General features: G+C 62.3%; 19 protein-coding genes. 7 read left to right on the forward strand and 12 right to left on the reverse strand.

What is annotated here, in order from left to right; all coding sequences use genetic code 11:
* Position 1 precedes the first annotated feature (1 nt).
* From E7T06_RS03835 to groES, 6 genes are all read right to left on the reverse strand, one after another.
* Positions 2–535, reverse strand: a complete 534-nt coding sequence (locus E7T06_RS03835; protein ID WP_136364532.1) for an AAA family ATPase — start codon at positions 533–535, stop codon at positions 2–4.
* Between the two features lie 40 nt (positions 536–575).
* Positions 576–2,396, reverse strand: a complete 1,821-nt coding sequence (locus tag E7T06_RS03840; protein ID WP_136364533.1) for an SdrD B-like domain-containing protein — start codon at positions 2,394–2,396, stop codon at positions 576–578.
* Positions 2,397–2,657: 261 nt separating this feature from the next.
* Positions 2,658–3,179: an AAA family ATPase gene (locus E7T06_RS03845; protein WP_205750800.1), complete on the reverse strand. Its 522-nt coding sequence runs from the start codon at positions 3,177–3,179 to the stop codon at positions 2,658–2,660.
* A gap of 4 nt (positions 3,180–3,183) precedes the next feature.
* Entirely contained in the window at positions 3,184–3,984 is an 801-nt protein-coding gene (locus tag E7T06_RS03850; protein WP_136364534.1) for a hypothetical protein, read from the reverse strand.
* Positions 3,985–4,103: 119 nt separating this feature from the next.
* Entirely contained in the window at positions 4,104–5,741 is a 1,638-nt protein-coding gene (gene groL / locus E7T06_RS03855; protein ID WP_136364535.1) for a chaperonin GroEL, read from the reverse strand.
* A 91-nt stretch (positions 5,742–5,832) separates the two neighbouring features.
* Positions 5,833–6,120 (reverse strand): co-chaperone GroES, encoded by a 288-nt coding sequence (gene groES / locus E7T06_RS03860; protein WP_064015734.1) that lies wholly within the window; start codon positions 6,118–6,120, stop codon positions 5,833–5,835.
* 287 nt (positions 6,121–6,407) lie between these two features.
* Between groES and E7T06_RS03865 the strand changes: the two genes are divergently transcribed.
* The 5 genes from E7T06_RS03865 (at position 6,408) to E7T06_RS03885 (ending at position 11,571) form a co-directional block, all read left to right on the forward strand.
* A complete protein-coding gene (locus tag E7T06_RS03865) occupies positions 6,408–7,013 on the forward strand; it encodes a GGDEF domain-containing protein (protein WP_136364536.1) in 606 nt (201 codons plus the stop codon).
* Positions 7,010–8,701 (forward strand): deaminase, encoded by a 1,692-nt coding sequence (locus E7T06_RS03870; protein ID WP_240740827.1) that lies wholly within the window; start codon positions 7,010–7,012, stop codon positions 8,699–8,701. Before E7T06_RS03865 ends, E7T06_RS03870 begins: the two co-directional genes overlap by 4 nt.
* A gap of 153 nt (positions 8,702–8,854) precedes the next feature.
* On the forward strand, positions 8,855–9,295 hold the full coding sequence (locus E7T06_RS03875; protein WP_136364537.1) for a hypothetical protein: 441 nt from the start codon (positions 8,855–8,857) through the stop codon (positions 9,293–9,295).
* Positions 9,296–9,460: 165 nt separating this feature from the next.
* On the forward strand, positions 9,461–10,120 hold the full coding sequence (locus tag E7T06_RS03880) for a response regulator transcription factor (protein WP_019009767.1): 660 nt from the start codon (positions 9,461–9,463) through the stop codon (positions 10,118–10,120).
* A gap of 74 nt (positions 10,121–10,194) precedes the next feature.
* Positions 10,195–11,571: a HAMP domain-containing sensor histidine kinase gene (locus tag E7T06_RS03885; protein ID WP_136364580.1), complete on the forward strand. Its 1,377-nt coding sequence runs from the start codon at positions 10,195–10,197 to the stop codon at positions 11,569–11,571.
* A 357-nt stretch (positions 11,572–11,928) separates the two neighbouring features.
* On the opposite strand, the gene E7T06_RS03890 is transcribed toward E7T06_RS03885, so the two are convergent.
* From E7T06_RS03890 to E7T06_RS03900, 3 genes are all read right to left on the reverse strand, one after another.
* Positions 11,929–12,981, reverse strand: a complete 1,053-nt coding sequence (locus E7T06_RS03890; RefSeq protein WP_168733359.1) for a S66 peptidase family protein — start codon at positions 12,979–12,981, stop codon at positions 11,929–11,931.
* A gap of 447 nt (positions 12,982–13,428) precedes the next feature.
* Complete coding sequence (locus E7T06_RS03895; RefSeq protein ID WP_136364538.1) at positions 13,429–13,944, reverse strand: GNAT family N-acetyltransferase; 516 nt, start codon at positions 13,942–13,944, stop codon at positions 13,429–13,431.
* Positions 13,941–14,855 (reverse strand): carbon-nitrogen hydrolase family protein, encoded by a 915-nt coding sequence (locus tag E7T06_RS03900; protein WP_136364539.1) that lies wholly within the window; start codon positions 14,853–14,855, stop codon positions 13,941–13,943. Before E7T06_RS03900 ends, E7T06_RS03895 begins: the two co-directional genes overlap by 4 nt.
* A 148-nt stretch (positions 14,856–15,003) precedes the next feature.
* On the opposite strand from E7T06_RS03900, the gene E7T06_RS03905 reads away from it, so the two are divergent.
* Complete coding sequence (locus E7T06_RS03905; RefSeq protein ID WP_136364540.1) at positions 15,004–15,891, forward strand: metalloenzyme domain protein; 888 nt, start codon at positions 15,004–15,006, stop codon at positions 15,889–15,891.
* Positions 15,892–16,063: 172 nt separating this feature from the next.
* Here E7T06_RS03905 and E7T06_RS03910 read toward each other — a convergent pair whose 3' ends face one another.
* The 3 genes from E7T06_RS03910 to cobT form a co-directional block, all read right to left on the reverse strand.
* A complete protein-coding gene (locus E7T06_RS03910) occupies positions 16,064–16,714 on the reverse strand; it encodes a phosphoribosylanthranilate isomerase (RefSeq protein ID WP_136364541.1) in 651 nt (216 codons plus the stop codon).
* Positions 16,711–16,965 (reverse strand): hypothetical protein, encoded by a 255-nt coding sequence (locus tag E7T06_RS03915; RefSeq protein WP_136364542.1) that lies wholly within the window; start codon positions 16,963–16,965, stop codon positions 16,711–16,713. The genes E7T06_RS03910 and E7T06_RS03915 overlap by 4 nt, the downstream gene beginning before the upstream one ends.
* A 268-nt stretch (positions 16,966–17,233) precedes the next feature.
* Positions 17,234–18,331 carry a nicotinate-nucleotide--dimethylbenzimidazole phosphoribosyltransferase gene (cobT, locus tag E7T06_RS03920; RefSeq protein ID WP_136364543.1) on the reverse strand — a complete coding sequence of 366 codons (1,098 nt, stop codon included), beginning with the start codon at positions 18,329–18,331 and terminating at the stop codon, positions 17,234–17,236.
* 398 nt (positions 18,332–18,729) lie between these two features.
* Here cobT and cobA point away from each other — a divergent pair, with 398 nt between their 5' ends.
* Positions 18,730–20,253 (forward strand): uroporphyrinogen-III C-methyltransferase, encoded by a 1,524-nt coding sequence (gene cobA / locus E7T06_RS03925; RefSeq protein ID WP_136364544.1) that lies wholly within the window; start codon positions 18,730–18,732, stop codon positions 20,251–20,253.
* The last annotated feature ends 14 nt before the right edge of the window (positions 20,254–20,267 follow it).

Consider the following 20,267-nt stretch of genomic DNA (forward strand, 5'->3'; position numbering starts at 1 on the left):
GTCAAACGGGAGCTGACCTGACCCAAGCCGCCACCTCCGCCACATCTACAGGCTGGGTTGTATCCACCCGCAACAATGGCGCGGCCAAGTTCAGCGGTGTATGACACCAATAGTCAGGCACGTTGTAATGATCCAACGACGCATGGTCGATGTGTGGGCGCAGGCCGGACGCCACCCGCGCCGCATGTCGCCGCGCCAGTTCATCTAGCGGTGCGTGGCAGAAAATCTGTAAGAGCTGCGCCCCATGAGCTTGTGTCACTGTCTGAATGTTCTTTTCACCGAGGCCCCGATGAAAGTGCGTTTCCAACACCGTATTCACGCCCGCCGCCAGCGTTATACCCGCCACGTGGTACATCAGGCGGAAGCTAAGGGGGCCGGATTGGGCGTTAGGTAAGTCGGGCAAGCCCTCATGCAAAATGCTTTTGTAATCGTCTTTGGTCACATTGGGCCAGCGCAGGTGGGCGGCCAATTGCGTGCCAAGCTGCGTTTTGCCGGAAGCAGGTAGGCCAGAAATGACGAGCAGGGTGGGAATCACGGCCTCAGCGTACCGGGGCAAGGTGAGACAGGCTGCCTCCCTACTGAATGGTGGTGCGGAAGCATAGGCTGCCGCTGTCGCCAGAGCGCAGGATGCCCACCCGCAGCACGGCGCTTGCGGTGCTCAGGTCGCCTGCATCATCGGCACTCGCGCTGGTCAGCAGGCGGGTGGTGTTGGTTCCACCTACGTTGGAGTCCCATTGCAGGCCATTGCCGCCGTACCCAGTGGGCCAAGCCACCGCATTGGCGGGCAACGGGTCGGTAATCGTAAAATTCGGAGCGTCCAACACGCCCGTTGCGTTCGAGTAGCCGATACAGTATTCAACCACGTCGCCGGGTGCTCCCGTCAGTGTCGTCCCGTAGGTGGCCGCGAGGTTCAGTGCAGTGGGCAACCCTAGATTTCTGGTCTTTTTGGTCAGGGTCACTGCGGGCGGATTTAGAACTGTTGCGCTGACCAGAGCGGCGTCGTTGCTGGGGTTGTAGTCGGGAATGCTAGTGGGCGGGAACGCGGTGGCCGTGTTGAGGAATGTTCCGGCAATGTTGGCCTGCACCTGAATCGTGACCACGCAGGACGCACCGACAGGCAAGGTTGCCGCCGTCATGGTGAGGGTATTGGAGCTACTGCCCGTGCCGAACGAAGCCGCGCAGCCCGTCGCGCCGCCCGCTGCCGAGGCCGCTGTAACAATGCTGGGCGATGAAAAGCTACTGTTCAGCACGTCTGTCAGGCTGCTGGGCGCAAGAATGGCAATGCTTCCGGCATTCCGGAGGGTCAATTCATACTGTACAAAGCGGCTGCGCGGAACGGCAGTCAGGGCGCTACTGGTGAACGGATCGCTGGTGCCTATCCGCTGGGTTTTGAGAGCTTGAACATCCACGCCTTGCTGATATCCAAAATTTTTGTCGGTGATAAAGGCACCGTTGGCGATGACGACCCCGGTGTACTGCGCCCCCGCTGGACTGGTGGCCACGTAGGTAGGGCTGATCTTGGGATCGTTGGGCTGTACGCGCACCGTGTAAGTGGCCGCCGGAACATTGATAAAGCTGTAGCCTCCGGTGGAGTCGGTGACTGCACTGGCCGTCACGACTCCGTCCTTGTTGATCAGTTGCACCGTGACCCCAGACAGGGTAGTGTCGGTGATGGGGGTCAGAGCGTCGTTGCGGTTCACATCCAAATACACCGTGCCACTGAGGAAGCCGATGTTCAGGCCCGTACACTGCGTAAAACCGAGGTCGTCGATGGCAAGGTCATTGCCGCCGCCGCCCGGATTGTTATTCCTGAACTTGACTGTCATTTGGGTCGCGGGGCCGCTGTTGATCAGTGCGCCATAAGGCTTCCACCTAGGAGGATTGGACGGCGGAATGTCGCCTGTTTGGGCCACCACTTGGTTGGGCAAGGTCACGCCGCCCACAACGCGCTCGACCTCAATTCGAATGTCGGGGGTGATGCCCGAACCCCGCAGCATATTCATGATCCATATCCCGAATTCGTAGTTGGTGTTCGGCGTGACGTTCAGCGTCTGCTGGTAAAAAACGTCGGCGGTAAAGCTGGCATTGATGACCATCATCAGCCCGTTCAGATTGTTGCTGGACGCGCCGCTCGTAGAGCCGCTGTGGTCGGTAAAATTCCACCACGCATTGTCTGTGCGGAATGCAGTGCTGTTGCTGATGGTGTATTCGCCGTCTTCGGGACTGCCTGCATAGGGTGAGGTTCGAATGGTTTTGTTTATGTATTTCAGGGTAGTCAGACCACTTGCAAGCGGGCCAGCCCAAGTGGGGTTGGCGGGCGTGCCAGTCAGCGTGCCGAAACTGCCATCATTTTCAAAAAGGTTGGTGGTCAGGGTGCCGCCGAGCGCCGTACACACGCCTAAAGTAGATGCGGCAAGACCCTTGCCACCTAATAGGAAACAGATGCAAATGAGCTAAAAGGCCCAAGCGCGTCTGACTTCCCCCAGTTGATAAATCGGTGACATATTTCACTGTAGATCATCCGTTGTGTTTATTCTCTTGCATTAATAGCGAACCCCAGTTCAGTTACTTATTTGACTGTAGAGCTACGTTATACAGAAGTAAACTTAGTAGTCAATTATTGGTGTGGTAGACAGTGCAAAGCGATGGTGCTGGAGTCAGGAGTGGGCTGCAGTGAGTGCCTTGATCTTTGCCATATGTTCAGCCTTACGCCCCTTGGCGGTGTCAATGACTGTCCGGGCCGAAGTCCACGCCGCGTAGTCATGCCGCGCCACCGCTTCCCAAGTTGGCGGCTTCCAGCGTCCGGCCCAGTTGCCCTCATCGGCCCGCCGTGTTTCTACCCGCCGCCGATGCTCCTGCGCGTCCGAACAGATCACTTCTACGTCTAGGCTTCGGCTGGAATTGTCCCGCGCCACCGCCTGCCATGCTTCCCGCGTCACAGTCAGGGGATTCACGCAGTCGGCCACTACCGTTTGCCTCAGCCGCAACGCATCGGCGGCGAGGGCGTAGGCCACCGCGTAGCCTTCTACGCCCACCGAGGGCAGGCCCGCATTCAGTAGCGCCGCTTCTATGGTGTCTAGGCGCAGGTAGACGGCGTTCAGGTGAGCCGCCAACCCCAGCGCCAGCGTAGATTTGCCGGAACCGGGCAGGCCAGAAAAGACGATCAGCAGAGGGGACATGGCTTCAATCTACGGGTTTGCCCTGAGTGTGGCCCCCATACAGCGCCACCGTAAAAGCGTAACCAGCCACTTGCCAAGCCCAGACACTCAACAGAAGAAACAGGGCAGTATTCAGTAAGAAGGCCAAGCCCTCCAATACCGTGATGCTGTGAAGTGCAGGCGGGGGCCGCAGAGCGGGGGCAGTCTGTACCCACGTCCAAAGGGCCAGCCAGCCCGCCGCGCCCAGTAATGCCGGAACAGCCAACGACACGGCGACGGCGCTCCCCGCGACGCACCACGCATACAAATACGCGCCCAGACGCAGCCGCACGGGTCGCCACAACCGCCAAGGCGCGGTGAACACGGTTCGGTCTCCCTCGCAGCCCAGCCGGGTCATGCCTGCGGGCACCAACAAAAAGGCGGCCAGCAGTAACAGTCCCGCCAGCAGCCACACCCCTTGGGCCAAAGCCTGCGCCCCTGCCCACCACGCGCCGCCGCCCAAGAGGGCCAACACTGCGCCGGGACTGAGGCTAAGCGCGATCACGCCCCACACCACCAAGCCTTGCCGCACAACGCGCCATGACCAGCGCAGGGGCGGAAAGGTTGGCGCAGTGCCCAAATACAGCCGGGTCGCTACATCCCAGCGGTAGCCCAGATTCAGCACCCATCCCGGCAGCAGCGCGAGCAAGGCCAGCGCCCCACGCAGGACTCCCGCCCGCGCTTGTGGGGAAGACACTGGAAACGCCCAAGCCGCTGACCAGCGCAAGGTCGGCGGCAAAGAGGAGAGAGGCTGGGGCGGCAAATCGAACTCGGCTGGAACACTCAACTTGAGCGCAGCATAGGGGAAAGTGTTCAGTAGAGGCCCAACAAAACAGGCCCACCAAAAAAAGCCGAGGCAAACGCCCCGGCTCTCTTTTTAAATCCACTGCTGTCAGTCTAGTTAGCTTAGAAGTCCATTCCGCCCATGTCGGGGGAGCCGCCCTGGCCCTGAGGCTGAGGCTTGTCGGGCTTGTCGGAAACGATGGCTTCGGTGGTGAGGATGAGTGCGCCGATGCTGGCAGCGTTTTGCAGCGCGGTGCGGGTCACTTTGGCGGGGTCGACGATGCCAGCGGCGATCATGTCGTCCACGTACTCACCGGTTGCGGCGTTGAAGCCGTAGCGGGGCTTGTCGGAGTTGATGACGGCGTTGACGACAACGCTGCCTTCGAATCCGGCGTTCATGGCGATCTGGCGGGCGGGTTCTTCAAGGGCACGAATCAGGATGCGTGCGCCCGTGGCTTCGTCACCGCTGAGGGCTTCGGCAGCCTTGCGAACGGCAGGAATAATGCGGAGCAGCGTGGTGCCGCCGCCCGATACGATGCCTTCTTCAACAGCGCTACGGGCGGTGCTGAGGGCGTCTTCGTAGCGGTGCTTCTTTTCCTTCAGTTCGGTTTCGGTGGCTGCGCCTACGCGGATGACAGCAACGCCACCTGCGAGTTTGGCGAGGCGCTCCTGAAGCTTCTCTTTGGCGTAGTCGCTGTCGGTGGTGTCGAGTTCGGCCTTGATGGCGTTCACGCGGGCGTCGATCTCGGTCTGCTCACCCTTGCCGTCCACAATCGTGGTTTCGTCTTTGGTGATGCGGATGCGGGTAGCGCGGCCCAGCATGTCCAGCCCGGTGTTTTCCAGCTTGTGGCCGAGGTCTTCGCTGACCACTTGGCCGCCCGTGACGGCAGCGATGTCACGCAGCATTTCCTTGCGGCGGTCACCGAAACCGGGGGCTTTCACGGCGGCGATGTTCAGCGTGCCGCGCAGCTTGTTCACCACGAGGGTAGCGAGGGCTTCGCCTTCCACGTCTTCCGCGATGATCAGCAGGGGACGGCCCGTCTGCGCCACTTTTTCCAGCACGGGCAGCAGGTCTTTGAGGTTGCTGATCTTCTTCTCGTTGATCAGGATGTAAGCGTCTTCCAGCACGGCTTCCATCTTCTCGGCGTTGGTCACGAAGTAAGGGTTGATAAAGCCCTTGTCGAACTGCATGCCTTCCACCACGTCCACTTCGGTGTCAAAGCCCTTGCTCTCTTCGATGGTGATGACGCCTTCTTTACCGACTTTGTCCATCGCCGCAGCGATTTCTTCGCCCACTTGATCGTCGTTGGCGCTGATGCCCGCGACTTTCTTGATGGCGTCGGAGTCTTCCACAGGCACGGCCAGCTTCTTGATCTCTTCGATGGCGGCCAGCACAGCTTTCTCGATGCCGCGCTTGAGGGCGAGGGGGTTGGCTCCGGCGGCTACGTTACGCAGGCCTTCCTTAACAACAGCCTGACCCAACACGGTGGCGGTGGTGGTGCCGTCGCCCGTAATGTCGTTGGTTTTGCTGGCGACTTCTTTCAGCAGTTGTGCGCCGATGTTCTCGAGCTTGTCTTCCAACTCGATTTCTTTGGCAACAGTTACGCCGTCTTTGGTAATGGTGGGGCTACCAAATTTCTTTTCGATAACGACGTTGCGGCCACGGGGGCCAAGGGTCACTTTAACGGCGTTCGCGACAGCGTTCACGCCTCGTTCGAGGGCGCGGCGGGCAGTTTCATCAAATACAAGCTGTTTAGCCATGATGGATCTCCTAAAAAAGTGAGTGGTAAGTGGTTAGTAGTGAGTGGGAAGGTCAAAGGCGGCCTGCCCGTTGAAGCGGGCCAACTTGGCTTTACTCAACGATGGCGAGGATGTCGCGTTCAGCCAGCAGGCTGTAGTTCTTGCCTTCCAGCGTCACTTCGGTGCCGCCGTACTTGGCAAAGTACACGACATCGCCCACGTTCACTTCGACGGCCATGCGGGTGCCGTTTTCCAGCACTTTGCCGTTACCGACAGCAACGACACGTCCGCGCTGGCTCTTCTCTTTGGCGCTGTCGGGCACGTACAGGCCGCCCGCAGTCTTCGTTTCCGTATCTTCGACAATTTCAACCAGCACACGATCGCCCAAAGGTTTAAGCATGGGTAGTCCTCCGTAAAGTGAATTGGGATAAATGACAACACCCGCCAGACAACCCGGCGTGTTTTTGCCGTTCCAGACGGAATGCTAGCCCTTCTCTTACAGAAATGTCAAATAGGGGAAGCTGAGAATCTGAGTGTGGTGCGCTCAAGTGCGTCTAGCACGCTCAAACGACGTATTGCCATTTGGTCTGTTACGTGTAACATATATATGTAGTAACAACATACGTCCTGATTGACCTGATGCTCGGTTGATCGCCCTGTCCTGTTGCCCGCTCCGGAGGAACCTCTATGGCCCGACCCGATATCCTGTCCCGCAATCCGTTTGAAGACGCTTTTGATCGGTTGGGTGCAGCTCCACTGACTTTGGCTGTCCTCGATTTAGATCATTTTAAGACACTGAACGATACGCTGGGCCACACCGAAGGAGACCGGGTGTTGCGCGGCATAGAGCGTCTGCTCAGCGGTTCGCTGCCCAGCGGGAGCATTATCGGGCGCATAGGCGGCGACGAGTACGCGGCGATTCTGCCCGAAACTGCTGCTGAAACTGCGCTGATTCTGTTCGATGAAGTCATCCGCCATTTTCAGATTCACCGTGATCCCCACTGGCCGCGCACCCTCGGCATCAGCGTGGGCATCGCTTCCCGGCCTGCACACGCCAGCGCTTATGCTGACCTGTACCGCGCCGCCGATGAAGCCCTGCTGCGTGCCAAACGCGAAGGCCGCAGCCGCGCCTGCATTTTTGTGGAATCCAAAATGGTACTGAAGAGCAACTACTACCCCAAGAGTCAACTGGAACGGCTGGCAAAGCTCAGCAGTGCGTTGGGCCGCACCGAAGCCAGCCTGCTGCGGGAGGCGTTGGATGATCTGATCGAGCGGAACCGGGGGGCGCTGTGAGTGCGGAGCGTAAGCCAGACCAGACCTCACGCTTCAGCTCAATTCCTACCGCTTGGTACGCGGCGTTGGCCGAAGCTTGGGCCGCCTACTGCTCCAGCTCCTATCCCATCGGCGCAGTTATTGTGGACGGCGCGGGCAACGTGATCGCACGCGGGCGCAACCGTTTGGGCGAGGCACGAGGGGCAGAAGGCGGGCAGATCGGCGGGCACGATTTGGCTCACGCCGAAATCAATGCCCTGCTCAACTTGGCCGAGAAACCGCGTCCGGAGGCGTATAGCTGGACACTCCTGACCACCGTTGAACCCTGCCCGCAGTGCGCTGGAGCGATTGCCATGAGCAGCATCCGCGCTGTGCAGTACGCCGCCCCTGACCCTTGGGCGGGCTGCACACGCCTGCTCACCGATGATCCGTATGTCGCCAAAAAAGGTATTTCGGTGGGAAGGGCACCGGAAGTGGTGCAGGCGGCGGCGCTGAGGCTAGTGTTGGTGGGTTTGCTGGAAGCCGAACACAATCCCTTTTCCCCATTCATCAAAACCTTTGAACTCTACCCAGAAGACTTGAATGCCGCCCGCGCTCTCCATGCATCCGGCGCAGTGGCGGCCCTGCGTGCCCGTGCAGCCGAAGTGGACGAAGTTCTCTCAGTCTTGCTAGAGGGCTGGACAGGAGTGGCAACCGAACCACTTACCACTCACTACTCCCCACTCACAGATGACCGAACTGGCCGCGCCTGCGTGTGGATCGAACAGGAGTCTGGTCAACACAGAGGCCATATCCTCATGACCGAACGGGAATCGGGCGGCTGGACTCTCCCCGGAGGCGGCATTCACCCCGGCGAGGACGCGGGCGCGGCAGCCGTGTGGGAGGCGTGGGAAGAATGCGGCGCGGTGGTGGAATTGGCGGGCGATCCTGTCTTATTGACGGAAGGAACTTTGTGTTTTCCGGCCCGCCTTCACCCCGATCACCCCGAACTGCACTCCAGCCCTGAGCGGCGGGCGCGGGCATGGATCAACCCGCGTGCGCTGCCTTGGGCCGACGACAAACAGGTGCGGGAGGTGCTGGCGGCCCGAAATCAAACCCCGCCTGCGCTGACGCTGCCGCCCCGTGTGGCGCACGCTTTGGCCGAGGCCGAGCGCCTGAACTTTGACCGCTCTTGCAGCCTAGACACTGGGCGTGTGCTGCGAACATTGGCCGCCACCCGCCCAGGCGCACGCTTTGCAGAACTGGGCAGCGGCACAGGGGTGGGCGCGGCGTGGCTGCTGTCTGGGATGAGTGTTGGGGCACACTTGCTGACCATCGACTCTGACCCAGAGTGGACAAGCGTCGCCCGTGAAGTCTTGAAGGGGGATGCCTGTGTAACCGCCCTGCACGGCGACTGGCAAGACGCCCTCGCATACGGCCCCTTCGACCTGATCTTCAGTGATTGCGCCCCGGCCAAGCGCGAAACAGAACAGTTGGAGAGTCTGTTAGACGCCCTAAAACCCGGCGGAATGTTGGTGCTGGACAACTTCAGCCCGCCTGCGCTGCTACCCCCCGTCCTATATGGGGGCGACCCGGAGCGCGAACGCCTCTGGTCACATCCCCGCCTGAGTTGCACAGAAGTGGCAGTGAGCGCCCAAAAGCGCGTGATTCTGGCGGTACGAATAGAGCAGGGCAGCCCTGATGAGGGCCAAGCAGAGCAACTTCTTTAAGTTCTGGTCAAGGGCGCGTCAGCTTGGGCAGATAAGATAGCCACCAAGGGATTTCTGGCGTCCTTGAAACAAATGACCCTGTAGTTTGTGATATTTCCGCTATTTTTCATCCATTATCAAGCCTGTTGCCCCCCATTGGATACACTGACCCTAATGAAACGCCGTACCCTCTCCCTCTTTTTGTTGCTGGCCCTCGCCACTCCGGCACAGGGGCTAAAACTAATTGTGTGGGACAGAGAACTGCAAACCAAATTGGGTTACGGCGAAAGCAGCGGCAGCAAGTTCAGTGTGCAGATGGTGCCCAATTACAGCGGCCCAGTAGTGGTGCTGTTTTCTCAGACCGATGAGGAAAAAGACAAAGGCAGTTTTCCGGGCTTGCAAAGCCGCTACGACGGCACGCTGAAGGCCGGACAACTCACCCTGCAAGCGCCTGAGCAACGTCTCAGCACCCAAAGCGTGACCTCGGCTGCGCCCAACACGACGCTTACGTTGGCCCGCTTCTTGTCGGCCTTCAAACTGAGTGTGGCGGGGCAGCCCAGCGGCCAAACCCTGAGCTTGCCGGGGCTTAAGGCGGCGGGTACAGACAACAAATAAGTGTGTGTCAGGCCTGTATTCGTTGGTGGGGCCTCCAGTGGCTTAAAGCCGATATCTTAGGGCTGACCTACTCTTGAAAGCGACTTGCAATTGAGGTTGAGCTACGTCAGATCAGCCCCCACGATTAGCCCAGAACTCTCATCTGTTCCTCAAGGAGACTGACCCATGCTCGCGCAGATTCTGGTTGTCGAAGATGATCCCCACTTGGGGCCGCTGCTCAAGGAATACCTGTCTGCCGATTATCAGGTGCATCACGCGGCGACCCTGAAGGACGCGCAGGCTTGGCTGGGCACGCACAGCGCCCAACTTATTTTGCTCGACCTGAACTTGCCCGATGGCGACGGCTTAGATTTGGTGCAGGCGCTCCGGCAATATTCCAGTACGCCCGTGCTGGTCCTGTCGGCCCGCAGCGGCGTGCAGGAGCGGGTGGCGGGTCTGAATGCCGGGGCCGACGATTACCTGACCAAACCCTTTGCGATGCCGGAACTGGACGCCCGTATTACGGCCTTGCTGCGCCGCACCGCTGCCGGAACGGGCGTGAATTTGGGCAATACCAGCCTCAGCACCTCTAGCCTGTTGCTCACCGTGAACGACAAGAATATCAACCTGACCGAGCATGAGGCCCGGATTCTGGAACTGATGATGCGGACGCCGGAGCGTGTGTTCAGCCGCGCCGACATAGAGTCGCATCTATACGGCTGGGAAACGCCCAATTCCAACTCGGTGGAAGTGCGGATTTCGCAGCTTCGCAAGAAGTTGGAACAGTCGGCCAGCGACCTGCGGATTCGCACGATTCGCAACGTCGGCTACGTGCTGCAAGTCTGAGTCGCTTCTTCTAAACCGCCATGACGCCGCGCCCGGTTTCTTCAGCTTCTTCTGACCTGACCCGCACACCCACGATGTCGGGCGTGGTGCAGGTGGCTGGGCGCGGCGTGCCGATTACCCCCGGTGCGGGCCTGCACACGGCGCGGGTGGCGTGGCGGCACAGCCTGCGCTTTCGGCTGGCGCTGGTGTATACGCTGGTGGCGTTGGCCCTCATTAGCGTGATCGGGCTGGGCGTCATTACGCTGCTGCTGCGCCAGATGGACGCCCAATTCGACGCCCGCCTGAACGAGCGAGCCGATACGTTGGCCGAAGCTTATGTGGGGGGCCGTCAAACGCTGGGCAAGGCGTCGGGGCCAGCGGGCGGCTACACCATGCTGATTGGGCAAGACGGACAAGTCATCGTGGCGAGTCCCAGCCTGCGCGACTACGAAAAGTCCCCGTTTCCCTTTGAGGGCCAGCGGCAAGTCAATATTCAAGAGACTCCTGTTCGCGCCGTAACGCGCAAAGTGGGCGATTTCGGTACGCTGTGGGTAGGTCTGCCGACTGACGCGCTTGTCGATGCCCGCGCTAGTGCAAGTCGGGCGTTGGCGTTGGCGCTGTTGGTTACGCCGGTGCTGATGCTGCTCATCGGGCTGTGGGTGGGCCGCCGTGCCCTGACCGGACTGGGCCGCGCCGCTGCCTTGGCCGACCAGATCGACCCGACCCATTCGCTTGCCACGCTGCCACTGCCTGCCCGCGAAGATGAGGTTCATCGCCTGCTGACGGCCATCAACCGCCTCTTGGTCAGAATTGATGCAGGGCAGGCCCGCGAAAAGCAACTGCTGGGCCAGATCGTGCATGAATTGGGCGCGCCCCTGACGGTGTTGCGGGCCAGCCTTGCGCGGGCCAGCGAGCGCACCACAGACCCCGAAGTGCAACGCGCCGCGCTGGTGGCCGACGAACTGACCTTCACCACGCAGGATTTGATGCAACTCGCACGCGGGCAACTGGAACTGAAACTGGCGTGGCACTTCATCCCTTCGCGCACCTTGCAGGGCCGCCTAGACCGTCTCGTTCCCGGCACCGTCTTTGATGGAGACTGGACGGGCAACCTGCTGTGCGACCCAGACCGCCTCACACAGGCCATTCGCAACCTGCTCGCCAATGGCCGCCGCGCCGCTGGCCCCGATGGGCGCGTGGTCATTACTCTCACCGAAACGCTGGAAGTCATCACCTTCCGCGTGTGCGACACTGGCCCCGGCTTGCCCGCCGAACTCGGAGACCGGATTTTCGAGCCATTCGTGAGCGGCAGCGGCAGCAGCGGCCTCGGCCTCAGTGTGAGCCGCCAAATTGCCGTGATGCACGGGGGAACCCTGACGGCCAGCACCCAGCAGGGCAGCGGCGCAGAGTTTGTGCTGACGATTCCGGGGGCGGCGCTTGGGGATGACGAGGATGAGGTGGGGGAGGGGTAAGCTTCGGCTTTTGCGGTTTGGTAAGGCAGGATCTTGGTTTTGTCCCACGCCTGTTTCCCCAACCCCCCAGCCCCCGCCCCCAAAGGGTGCAGGGGAGCTAACGTTGCACTAGGCAGGATTGATCTTGTCGCGTTTTAAGTCGGTTGAATCGTTCATCTGAAGCGGAATTGCCAGTCGTCTTAACGTTGGAATTGGCCCACCCACTACGCGGATGACGGCCTCACACGGGGTTGGGCGGGGACGATGTAAGGGGGCGGTGTTGTGGGTTTAGCTCCTTACCCTTGAGGGGGGGAGGCTGGGAGGGGGTGAGTGAGCGCCAGCGATTGCCCTTCCCTTAGACCGCTCCCCAACCCAGTTTCACGGCGTCACTGTTACTCGCCCCGCCTCGGGATCAAGGCGGACTCTTGCGCCTATCGGCAGCGTCAGTTGAGGGCTGGTATGTCCAAAATCTACGTTGGCGACCACAGGCATGTCGGCGCGGCCTGCTTCGGCCAGTACGCGGCGTACCCAGCGGTACAGGCTGGCGGTCATGTCGGGGGTGTAATCGCGGGGGCGGGCGAGGATCAGGCCAGCGGCTCCGGCCAAGATGCCCTGCGCGGCAAAATTGCGGAGCCAATAGCCGACTTGCGCGGGCGGCGGTACATCGTTGCTGGTTTCTAGCGCCAGCACCGCGCCGTGCCATAGGTCGGGGCTAGGCCAGCCGGGAGTACCGTTCAGCATGTCCAAAATTTCTATGCAGCCGCCTAGCAAGTGTCCTTCGGCGGGTACTTGGCCCTGCAACCACTCCCAGCCGTCGCCGGGTGCAAAGGGGCGGCGAACGTGCTGCGTGGCTTCATCTTCCCAGTCTTCTCCCGCCTGCGTCCATTCGGGGGCGGGCATCAGGTCAAAGGGGTCATCCAGCACCAGCGCCCGCCGCAAGCCCTCCAGCGTAAAGGGATGAATACCGCCGTTTTCGGCCAAATCGGTGAGCAGCGCGGGGCCGTGATAGGCCATGACGCCCGCCCGCGCGAACTGCATCAGCGTAAAGGTGGAATCGCTGTAGCCCAAAAATGCTTTGGGGTACGCACGGATCAGGTCAGGTTTCAGGTGAGGCAGCAGGCGGATGCTGTCGTCGCCGCCAATGATGCTGACCATGCCGTGAATCTCCGGGTTCTGGAGTGCCCAGTGCAAGTCGTCGGCGCGGGCTTCGGGGTGGGCGTCCAGATATTCCGGGCCGCGTAAGGCGTTGGGTGCGGGCACGATCTCCCAGCCCAAACTGTCGGCCACTTGCCGCACACCAGCGCGGTAGCGGCCCAGTACCTCGGTCACAAAGCCGCTGGAGAGGCTGAGGGCCGCTACCTGCGAACCAGGCACAAGGCGGGGTGGGCGGATGAAGACGGGCGGTGTGGTGGGCGTAGTCAGGCTGGACATGGGGCAGAGTAGCGGGCGGGGTGGGGGAGGGGCATGGGCGAAATGGCGGAGGTGGGGTGTTGCCTTGGCTTTTGCTTGTGTTGCACGGGGTTTTAGGGCTTTTCCCACGTTGGATTCCCCCACCCCCAAAGGGTGCAGGGGAGTGGTCGCTCCGCTCGGGAGGATTGATCTTGTCGCATTCCAACTTGGCTCAATCGTTCATCTGAAGCGGAATTGCCAGTGGTCTTTGAACTGGAATTGGCCCGCCCACTGCGTGGACGACGGCCTCACACGGATGTGGCCGGGGACGGTGTGGTGTGGCAGTGTTGGGGTTGTTGTTGCCCTCTCCCCTTGCGGGGGAGGGCGCTGCAAAGCAGCGGGAGGGGGGGAGGTGAGCGCCAGCGATTGCCCTTTCCTTAGACCCTCAGACCCTCGACCCTTAGACCAAGCCGCCCGCCAAGCCACTGCCTAAACCCGCAGCAACATGTGATGCTCGGCCAGTACCACTCCGCCCGCGCCCTGTACAGCTTCCGGTTGCGTCCCCCACACCGTAAACCCGTGCCGCTCGTACAATCTGCGGGCGGCGTGCTGAGTTTCGGTCACGCCTAGCAGCACCACTGTCACGCCTGACCAAATGCGAATCTGGGCCAAGCCAGCGTCCAACAACGCTGCGCCTGCGCCCCGGCCCCGTGCGGCGGGCAGCACCGACACGCCGAAGACGTTGGCCCGGTGAGCCAAGGTGGGTCTGGATTCGCAGGCTACCGTCAGCAGGCCCACCAAGTCGGCCTCTGCAAATGCGCCGAAGGTCACGGCCAGTTCTGTGGGCGCGAGTTGGGCAGTCACATCAGGCAAGGATCGGGCAGCAAATTCGGCGGCGGTGGTGATGAAGGCGGCGGGATCATTCTCCAGACTCGCCAAGCGCACGGCGCGGTAAGCGGGGGCGTCGGCAGCGGTGAGGGCGCGAACGGTCAGCGGCGCGGTCATGCCCTGACCCCATCCAGATTCACAACCTCGGCAGGGGTTGCGCGGTCTGCGGCGGCCACGCGGTCTCGCCAGTTCAGCACGTGGCCGTCTGCCCGCACATGCCGGGTCAGGCTCAGGTCAAGGTCGGCCACCAGCCAGCCAGGTTCGTTCCAGCCGCCCTGCGCCAACACGCCGTCTTCGGGGAGGCCGTCGTCGGAAGGGGTATAAATCCCGGCCATGCCCACCGCTTCCTCTACGGCATATGTCCAGTTGGCGTCGGCAATCAGGGGCGCGTGGACGGCGTACACCTGATTTTCCAGCGCCCGCGCCATGCTGCCCACCCGCACCCGCGTATAGCCGCGCCGCGCCCCGGTAAACGAAGGCACCAACAGCACTTCGGCTCCGGCTTCGGCCAGTTGGCGCGACATCTGCGGAAACTCGGAGTCGTAGCAGATGATGATGCCGTAGCGCACGCCGCCCAACTCGAACACGCGCAGCCCTGACCCCGGCGAAATGTGCCACTCCTCGTCCTCGAAGCGGGTCATCATCAATTTGTCCTGATAGCTGCTTTGTCCGTCTGGCCCGCTGTTGGGCCCGAATAGGTAGGCCCGGTTCACGAAGCCTTGCCCGTGCGCCACAGGCAGGCTGCCCGCCACGATCCCCACGCCGTACTGCTGTGCCAACCAAGAGTGCAACGTTAAGAAGTCCGGCAGAAAGGCTTGCAGCGCGGGCCGGATGGCGGTCACATCGTGGTGAAGTTCTGGCGGCAGCAGGGCCACCAATTCCAGCGCCGCGTACTCCGGAAACACCAGCACGCTTGCCCCTTGCCCCACAGCGTCAGCCACCCAAGCCGAAATCTTGGCCTGATACGCCGCCCAATCGGGCAAGAAGTCGATGGGGTAGGCGGCGGCGGCGATTCGGACGGTGGTCATGGGGAAAGTGTAGAGGAGCGGTGGGTGGATCGTGGAGATGTGAAATGAATCTTTAGGTCTGTCTTCAAAGTTCGGAGACAAAACCCGTGAGCTTTCTGCCCACCTGCGCTGTTACCACGTTCCACGATCCACCCTCTACACTCCCCCTATGCCCTCCGCCCTCCTCTGGCTCGCCCTCGACGGCGTGGGCCATCCCCTCGACGCGGTGGGGCCGGACTCCATTTGGGATCAGCCGTTGCCTACGCTGCGGCCCCTGATCGATGCGGGGCAGGCGCTCGATACCACATTAGGCGTGCCGGGGCTACCGCAGTCGGGCACCGGGCAGGCGTGCTGGCTGACCGGGCAGGACGCCGTGCGTGTGATGGGCGAGCATTTCGGGCCGCATCCGGGGCCGACGTTGCAGCGGCTCCTGCGGGAATCGGCCCTTCCAGTGCGGCTGGCACAGGCTGGGGCGCGGGTAGCGCTTGCCAACCATTACCCACCGCCTTACTTTGAAGCGCAGGCGCGGCGGCCCCGCATGGGCTGTTTTCCGTTCTCTTTTCTGGCTGCCGGAAGCCCCCTGAACCCGCCCGGTGTGCCGCCTGTGCCTGCCACGCTGGGCCTCAGTTACGCCGAACCTTGGCTACCTGTGCGCCCGCTTGACGAAATTTCGCGCTTAGGCGAGAGCTTGGCGGCCAGCGCCCGAACGCATGATTTGCTCGCGGCAGACCTGTGGTTCAGCGATCCGTTGGGCCACTTGGGAAGCCTGCCCACGCGCCCAGCGGTAGCGGCAGCAGCGCGGGCTTACCTTGCGCGGGTAGACGCGCTGCTGGCCGGAGCCTTGCAAGCTGGGGCACGGGTGCTGCTCACGTCCGATCATGGCAACGCCGAAAACCTGACCGTGAAGGCCCATACGCTGGCCCGCGTGCCCTTTGCGGCATTGGGGCTAAGCCTCCCAGATGCCGCCAATGTCGTCGAGGCTGGCCGCGCTCTTGCCGACTGGTTTGGCTTGCCGCCACAGACGGCAAAATCTGAGATCGCCCCCACTGAACTCTGAAAGTTATCCACAATTTTATCCACAGCCCTTGTGGACAACCTGTGGATACACCAGTGAAACACTCCCGGTAAAGAGGGGGTTTTGACTGTCTGGAACAGCCTAAAACCCAGCTTCCGGAAGGGCTTTGAAAAGTCCGAAAGTTATCCACAGTGAAACGCGTGCCTGTGGATAACTATGCTCTGTCAGCAGAGGAGCCGGAACGTGCGGCCAAGACGAAAGACCGCACCAAATCATGATCTTTCACGCCCGCAGAACTTTCTAAGCGGCTTACGGCGTCTACTCCTGCCGGGTTCAGCGCCCGGATTGCAGCGGCCACGTTCTGCGGCCCCAACCCACCCGCCAGCCAGGCCCCCGCCGGAAATAGGGGGCGCAGGGCTTCCCAGTCCAGCGGCACACCGCCCCCCGGTTCTGGGGCGTCCAGCATCAAGGTCACGCCGGGCAAGCTTAAGACCTCTTGCGCGGCCTCTAGCGTGTCTGCGCCTGCCACCAAATTGGCGGGGCGCAACACACGCAGAACGGGATGATAGCGGGCCACCTCGCTTACGTAAAGACTTGACAAATCGCCGTGAAGCTGCACAGCACTCATTCTGGCCCGCTCAGCCGTCCGGAGTACCTCGTCCAGCCCCTGATTTAGAAACACGCCGACCCGCGCCACCACAGGCCCGACGCTCAGGCTGGCGGCCCGTGCCACCTCCACCGTCACCAGCCGTTTGCTGATCGGCGCGAAAATGAAACCGAGGGCGTCGGCTCCAGCTTCGGCGGCTTGTACGGCGTCGGTCACGGACGTAGTACCGCACACTTTGACCCGGATGTGAGAAGTCATTCGGGCTGGGTTCCTTCGAGTTGGGCTTCAAGCTGTGTCACGCGGTCTTCTAGGGTGCGGGTGCGGCGGATCAGGGCCAGCAACAACAGCGCGTAATGGTCGTACAGTTTGGGCCGTTCCATGCGGGCCTCGCCCGACATCCAGTCGCCCAACAGCCGCTCGGCCTGCGCCAACACTTCGTCGTCGGGCACATCGCGGTAGTTGCGCGAGCCTAGTATTTCGCGGGCAAAGTTCAGTTCGTGGTCGGGCATAGGTTCATTTTGGGGGATAGCGGGGGGAAGCGTTGGTGCGAAGGGCGTCTAAGGGTCTAAGGCAGGTCAAGGGTAATCGCTTCGCTCACTTCCCCTCACCCCGCTGATGCTCAGCGCCCCTCTCCCACAAGGGGCGAGGGATAAAGGCAAAAGCCAGAAGCGTGGGTTGTTGCTCCCTCTCCCTTGAGGGGGGAGAGGGGGTGAGTGAGCGCCAGCGATTGCCCTTGACCTGTCCTTAGACCCTTCGACCCTAGACCCTTAGACGCCCTCAAGCCCCACCCGGAATCCCAGCCTCTGCAAACGTCTGCATCTCGCGCAGGGTGGCCGCCGCTGCCAAGAGCATAGGCGCGGCCAGTACGCCCCCGGTGCCCTCGCCCAAGCGCAGTCCAAGCCGGAACATGGGCTTCAGGTTGAGGTGGGCCAGTTGCGCGGCGTGACCGACTTCGGCACACTCGCCTGCTGCAAACAAAGCGTCGGCGAGGGCGGGGGCCAACGCCACACCGATCAGCGCCGCACTGCCCTCTACGAATCCGTCCAGCATGACAGCCTTCCCCAGCGCCGCCGCCTGAAGCATCATGCCCAGCATCGCCGCAATTTCAAAGCCGCCGAGATCGGCCAGCACGCCTAGCGGGTCAGTCGAATCACTGCCGCCGCGTGCCAACGCTTCCCGCACGGCGGCCAGTTTGCGCTCTAGCGTGGCGTCGTCTATGCCCGTGCCTCGTCCGGTCACGGCGGCGGCGTCCAGCCCCAGCATCCGGGCCGTCAGGGCAGCAGCGGGTGTGGTGTTGCCAATCCCCATTTCTCCGGGCACGATCAGGTCTGCGCCGTCCTGCACGGCTTGGCGGGTCAGTGCCGCACCCGCTAAGATCAGGGCCACCGCTTCATCCCGGCTCATGGCTGGCCCCGTCCTCAGGTCAGATGTACCGCGCCTGACTGCTGCCCGCACCAACGCCGGATGCTGAGGCAAATCGGCATTCACACCCGCGTCCATCACATACACCCGCGCTCCCACTGCCCGCGCTATGGCGTTCACGGCGGCTCCGCCCAGTCCGGTGGGGGTGTCGGCCAAAAAGTTGGCGACCATCGCGGGCGTCACTTCGGGCGGGTAGGCGCTGACCAATTGGGGGCCAGCCGCCACGCCGTGATCTGCCGCCGCCACCAGCACCGCTACGCCGCGTGGGTGGGGCTGGTCAGAGCCGAATACGCCCGCCAGCCGCACGCTGATGTCTTCCAGATCGCCCAACGCCCCTAATGGCTTGGTCAGTTGCGTTTGCCGGGTGCGGGCAGCGGCCATCGCTCCGGCATGGGCGGGCTGCACAGCGGCAATCAAGGCGGCAAGTTCGGGGGAGAGGAGAGGAACGGTCATAGCGAGAGCTTAGGGCAGGGCAGAGCGGGAGGGGAGGAAGCTTTGATTTTTGTCTCGATAAGCCCTGATTGAGGGTGGCCTGATGAGTCGTCATACCTTCAGATGTGTGATGCAGTGGGCAAGCGTGCAGCATTGAGGTTCCGGGCGAACCCCCCGGTCTGCTGTGCAGCCAGCCCCCCTCCCTTCGGGCTGTACCAGTCAAGGGGAGCGCAAATGCTCTTGTCCTCCCCTCAAGGGGGCGTTGCGCCAGCAACGGGGGGGTTTACCTTCCATCTCAACGTTTCCGAGGTGTTGCTCAACGTGGTAGGAATCAATAAGACGGCCTATACCCATCATTGGGGTACCCTCAGCCCTCACCCCGCATTTGTCCCGCCCCCGCTCCTTTAGCCTGTAGCGATATGACTGCTTCCGCTTCCGCTGCCTCTGCCCGCGCCTTCGTGTCCCTGATCGGGGCCGGGCCGGGCGATCCGGGGCTGCTGACCATTCGGGGGCTGCAGGCTCTCCAAGAAGCCGACGTGGTGCTGTTCGACTACCTCGCCAACCCGGAATTGCTGAACTACGCGCCGCACGCCCACACCATCTACGTGGGCAAAAAGGGTTTCTCGGAGTACATCAGTCAGGAACAGATCAATGCGCTGATCGTGGAGCAAGCCTTAGCAAACGGCGGGCAGCGTGTGGCGCGGCTGAAGGGCGGTGACGTGTTCGTGTTCGGGCGCGGCGGCGAGGAAGCCGAAGCCTGTGCGCGGGCGGGCGTGCCCTTTGAGATCGTGCCGGGCATCAGCAGTTCTATCGCGGCCCCGGCCTACGCGGGCATTCCGGTCACCCACCGCGAGGTGGCCCGCAGTTTTGCCGTGCTGACCGGCAATACGCAGGAAGGCGGGGCGCACTACGAAACGTTGTCGGGCGCAGATACGCTGGTGCTGCTGATGGGCGTGCGGAATCTGGATCAGATAGCTGCCGACCTGATCGCGGCAGGCAGGCCCCCCGGAACGCCCGCCGCCACCGTGCAGTGGGGCACCACGTCGCGGCAGCGGGTGGCGGTGGGCACGCTGGCGACGATTGCCGCCGAAGTGAAAGCCGCTGGCCTAGAAGCCCCCGCCGTAACCATCGTGGGTGAAGTGGTACGCCTACGCGACAGCTTGAAGTGGTTCACGCCGCCCGCCGAAACTGAACATTCAGAGCGCCCGTTGGCAGGCCGCCAAGTGGTGGTCACTCGCACGCGGGAAGGGGCCAGCGCCCTCAGCGGCGTATTGCGGGCACGCGGGGCGAGCGTGCTGGAAGTGCCCCTGATCCGCTTTGCCGACACCGCTGACGAAGCGGGCCTGCACGCCCAATTGCGCGACTTGTCGGGCGTGTCGTGGCTGCTGCTGACCAGCAATCAGGCGGTTACGGCGTTGTTTGAGCAGCTAGATCAGTTGGGGTTAGATGGACGGCACTTGGCAGACTTGCGCGTGGCGGCAGTCGGCCCCAGCACGGCGCGGGCGCTGGCGGCGCGGGGCATTCGGGCCGATTTCGTGCCGAGTACGCCGGGAGCGCGGCATTTGGGCGCAGAGCTTCCCACCAAAGCGGGAGACACCGCCCTGCACCTTACTTCGCAGTTGGCCGAAGCCGACTTGCAGCACGCCCTAGAAGCACGCGGCCTGACCTACACGCGGGCCGAGCTGTACCGCACCGAACCCGCCCCGCTGACGCCCAGAGCGCAGCAAGCCCTCCTGCGGGCTGATGTGGTCACGCTGGCGTCGGGCAGTGCAGCGCGGTTTTTGGCCGAACTAGCGGGCACGGGCTTTAAGGTAGCGGCGATGGGGCCACAAACCGCCGACGCCGCCCGCGCAGCCGGGTTTGTACACGTCACGGTGGCACACGAAGCCACATTGGAGGCCCTTGCAGACGCCGCAGCACAGGCCACTCTGACCGCAAGCTGATCTTCAGGCTTCAT

It is taken from the genome of Deinococcus sp. Arct2-2, from assembly GCF_004801315.1.
Taxonomy (GTDB): Bacteria; Deinococcota; Deinococci; order Deinococcales; family Deinococcaceae; genus Deinococcus.

What these genes read in the sequence shown, in the direction of transcription:
- E7T06_RS03845 (WP_205750800.1), bottom strand. Translation starts at nt 3,179, where the DNA reads ATGTCCCCTCTGCTGATCGTCTTTTCTGGCCTGCCCGGTTCCGGCAAA.
- groL (WP_136364535.1), bottom strand. Translation starts at nt 5,741, where the DNA reads ATGGCTAAACAGCTTGTATTTGATGAAACTGCCCGCCGCGCCCTCGAA.
- groES (WP_064015734.1), bottom strand. Translation starts at nt 6,120, where the DNA reads ATGCTTAAACCTTTGGGCGATCGTGTGCTGGTTGAAATTGTCGAAGAT.
- E7T06_RS03865 (WP_136364536.1), top strand. Translation starts at nt 6,408, where the DNA reads ATGGCCCGACCCGATATCCTGTCCCGCAATCCGTTTGAAGACGCTTTT.
- E7T06_RS03875 (WP_136364537.1), top strand. Translation starts at nt 8,855, where the DNA reads ATGAAACGCCGTACCCTCTCCCTCTTTTTGTTGCTGGCCCTCGCCACT.
- E7T06_RS03880 (WP_019009767.1), top strand. Translation starts at nt 9,461, where the DNA reads ATGCTCGCGCAGATTCTGGTTGTCGAAGATGATCCCCACTTGGGGCCG.
- E7T06_RS03885 (WP_136364580.1), top strand. Translation starts at nt 10,195, where the DNA reads ATGTCGGGCGTGGTGCAGGTGGCTGGGCGCGGCGTGCCGATTACCCCC.
- E7T06_RS03890 (WP_168733359.1), bottom strand. Translation starts at nt 12,981, where the DNA reads ATGTCCAGCCTGACTACGCCCACCACACCGCCCGTCTTCATCCGCCCA.
- E7T06_RS03895 (WP_136364538.1), bottom strand. Translation starts at nt 13,944, where the DNA reads ATGACCGCGCCGCTGACCGTTCGCGCCCTCACCGCTGCCGACGCCCCC.
- E7T06_RS03900 (WP_136364539.1), bottom strand. Translation starts at nt 14,855, where the DNA reads ATGACCACCGTCCGAATCGCCGCCGCCGCCTACCCCATCGACTTCTTG.
- E7T06_RS03905 (WP_136364540.1), top strand. Translation starts at nt 15,004, where the DNA reads ATGCCCTCCGCCCTCCTCTGGCTCGCCCTCGACGGCGTGGGCCATCCC.
- E7T06_RS03910 (WP_136364541.1), bottom strand. Translation starts at nt 16,714, where the DNA reads ATGACTTCTCACATCCGGGTCAAAGTGTGCGGTACTACGTCCGTGACC.
- E7T06_RS03915 (WP_136364542.1), bottom strand. Translation starts at nt 16,965, where the DNA reads ATGCCCGACCACGAACTGAACTTTGCCCGCGAAATACTAGGCTCGCGC.
- cobT (WP_136364543.1), bottom strand. Translation starts at nt 18,331, where the DNA reads ATGACCGTTCCTCTCCTCTCCCCCGAACTTGCCGCCTTGATTGCCGCT.
- cobA (WP_136364544.1), top strand. Translation starts at nt 18,730, where the DNA reads ATGACTGCTTCCGCTTCCGCTGCCTCTGCCCGCGCCTTCGTGTCCCTG.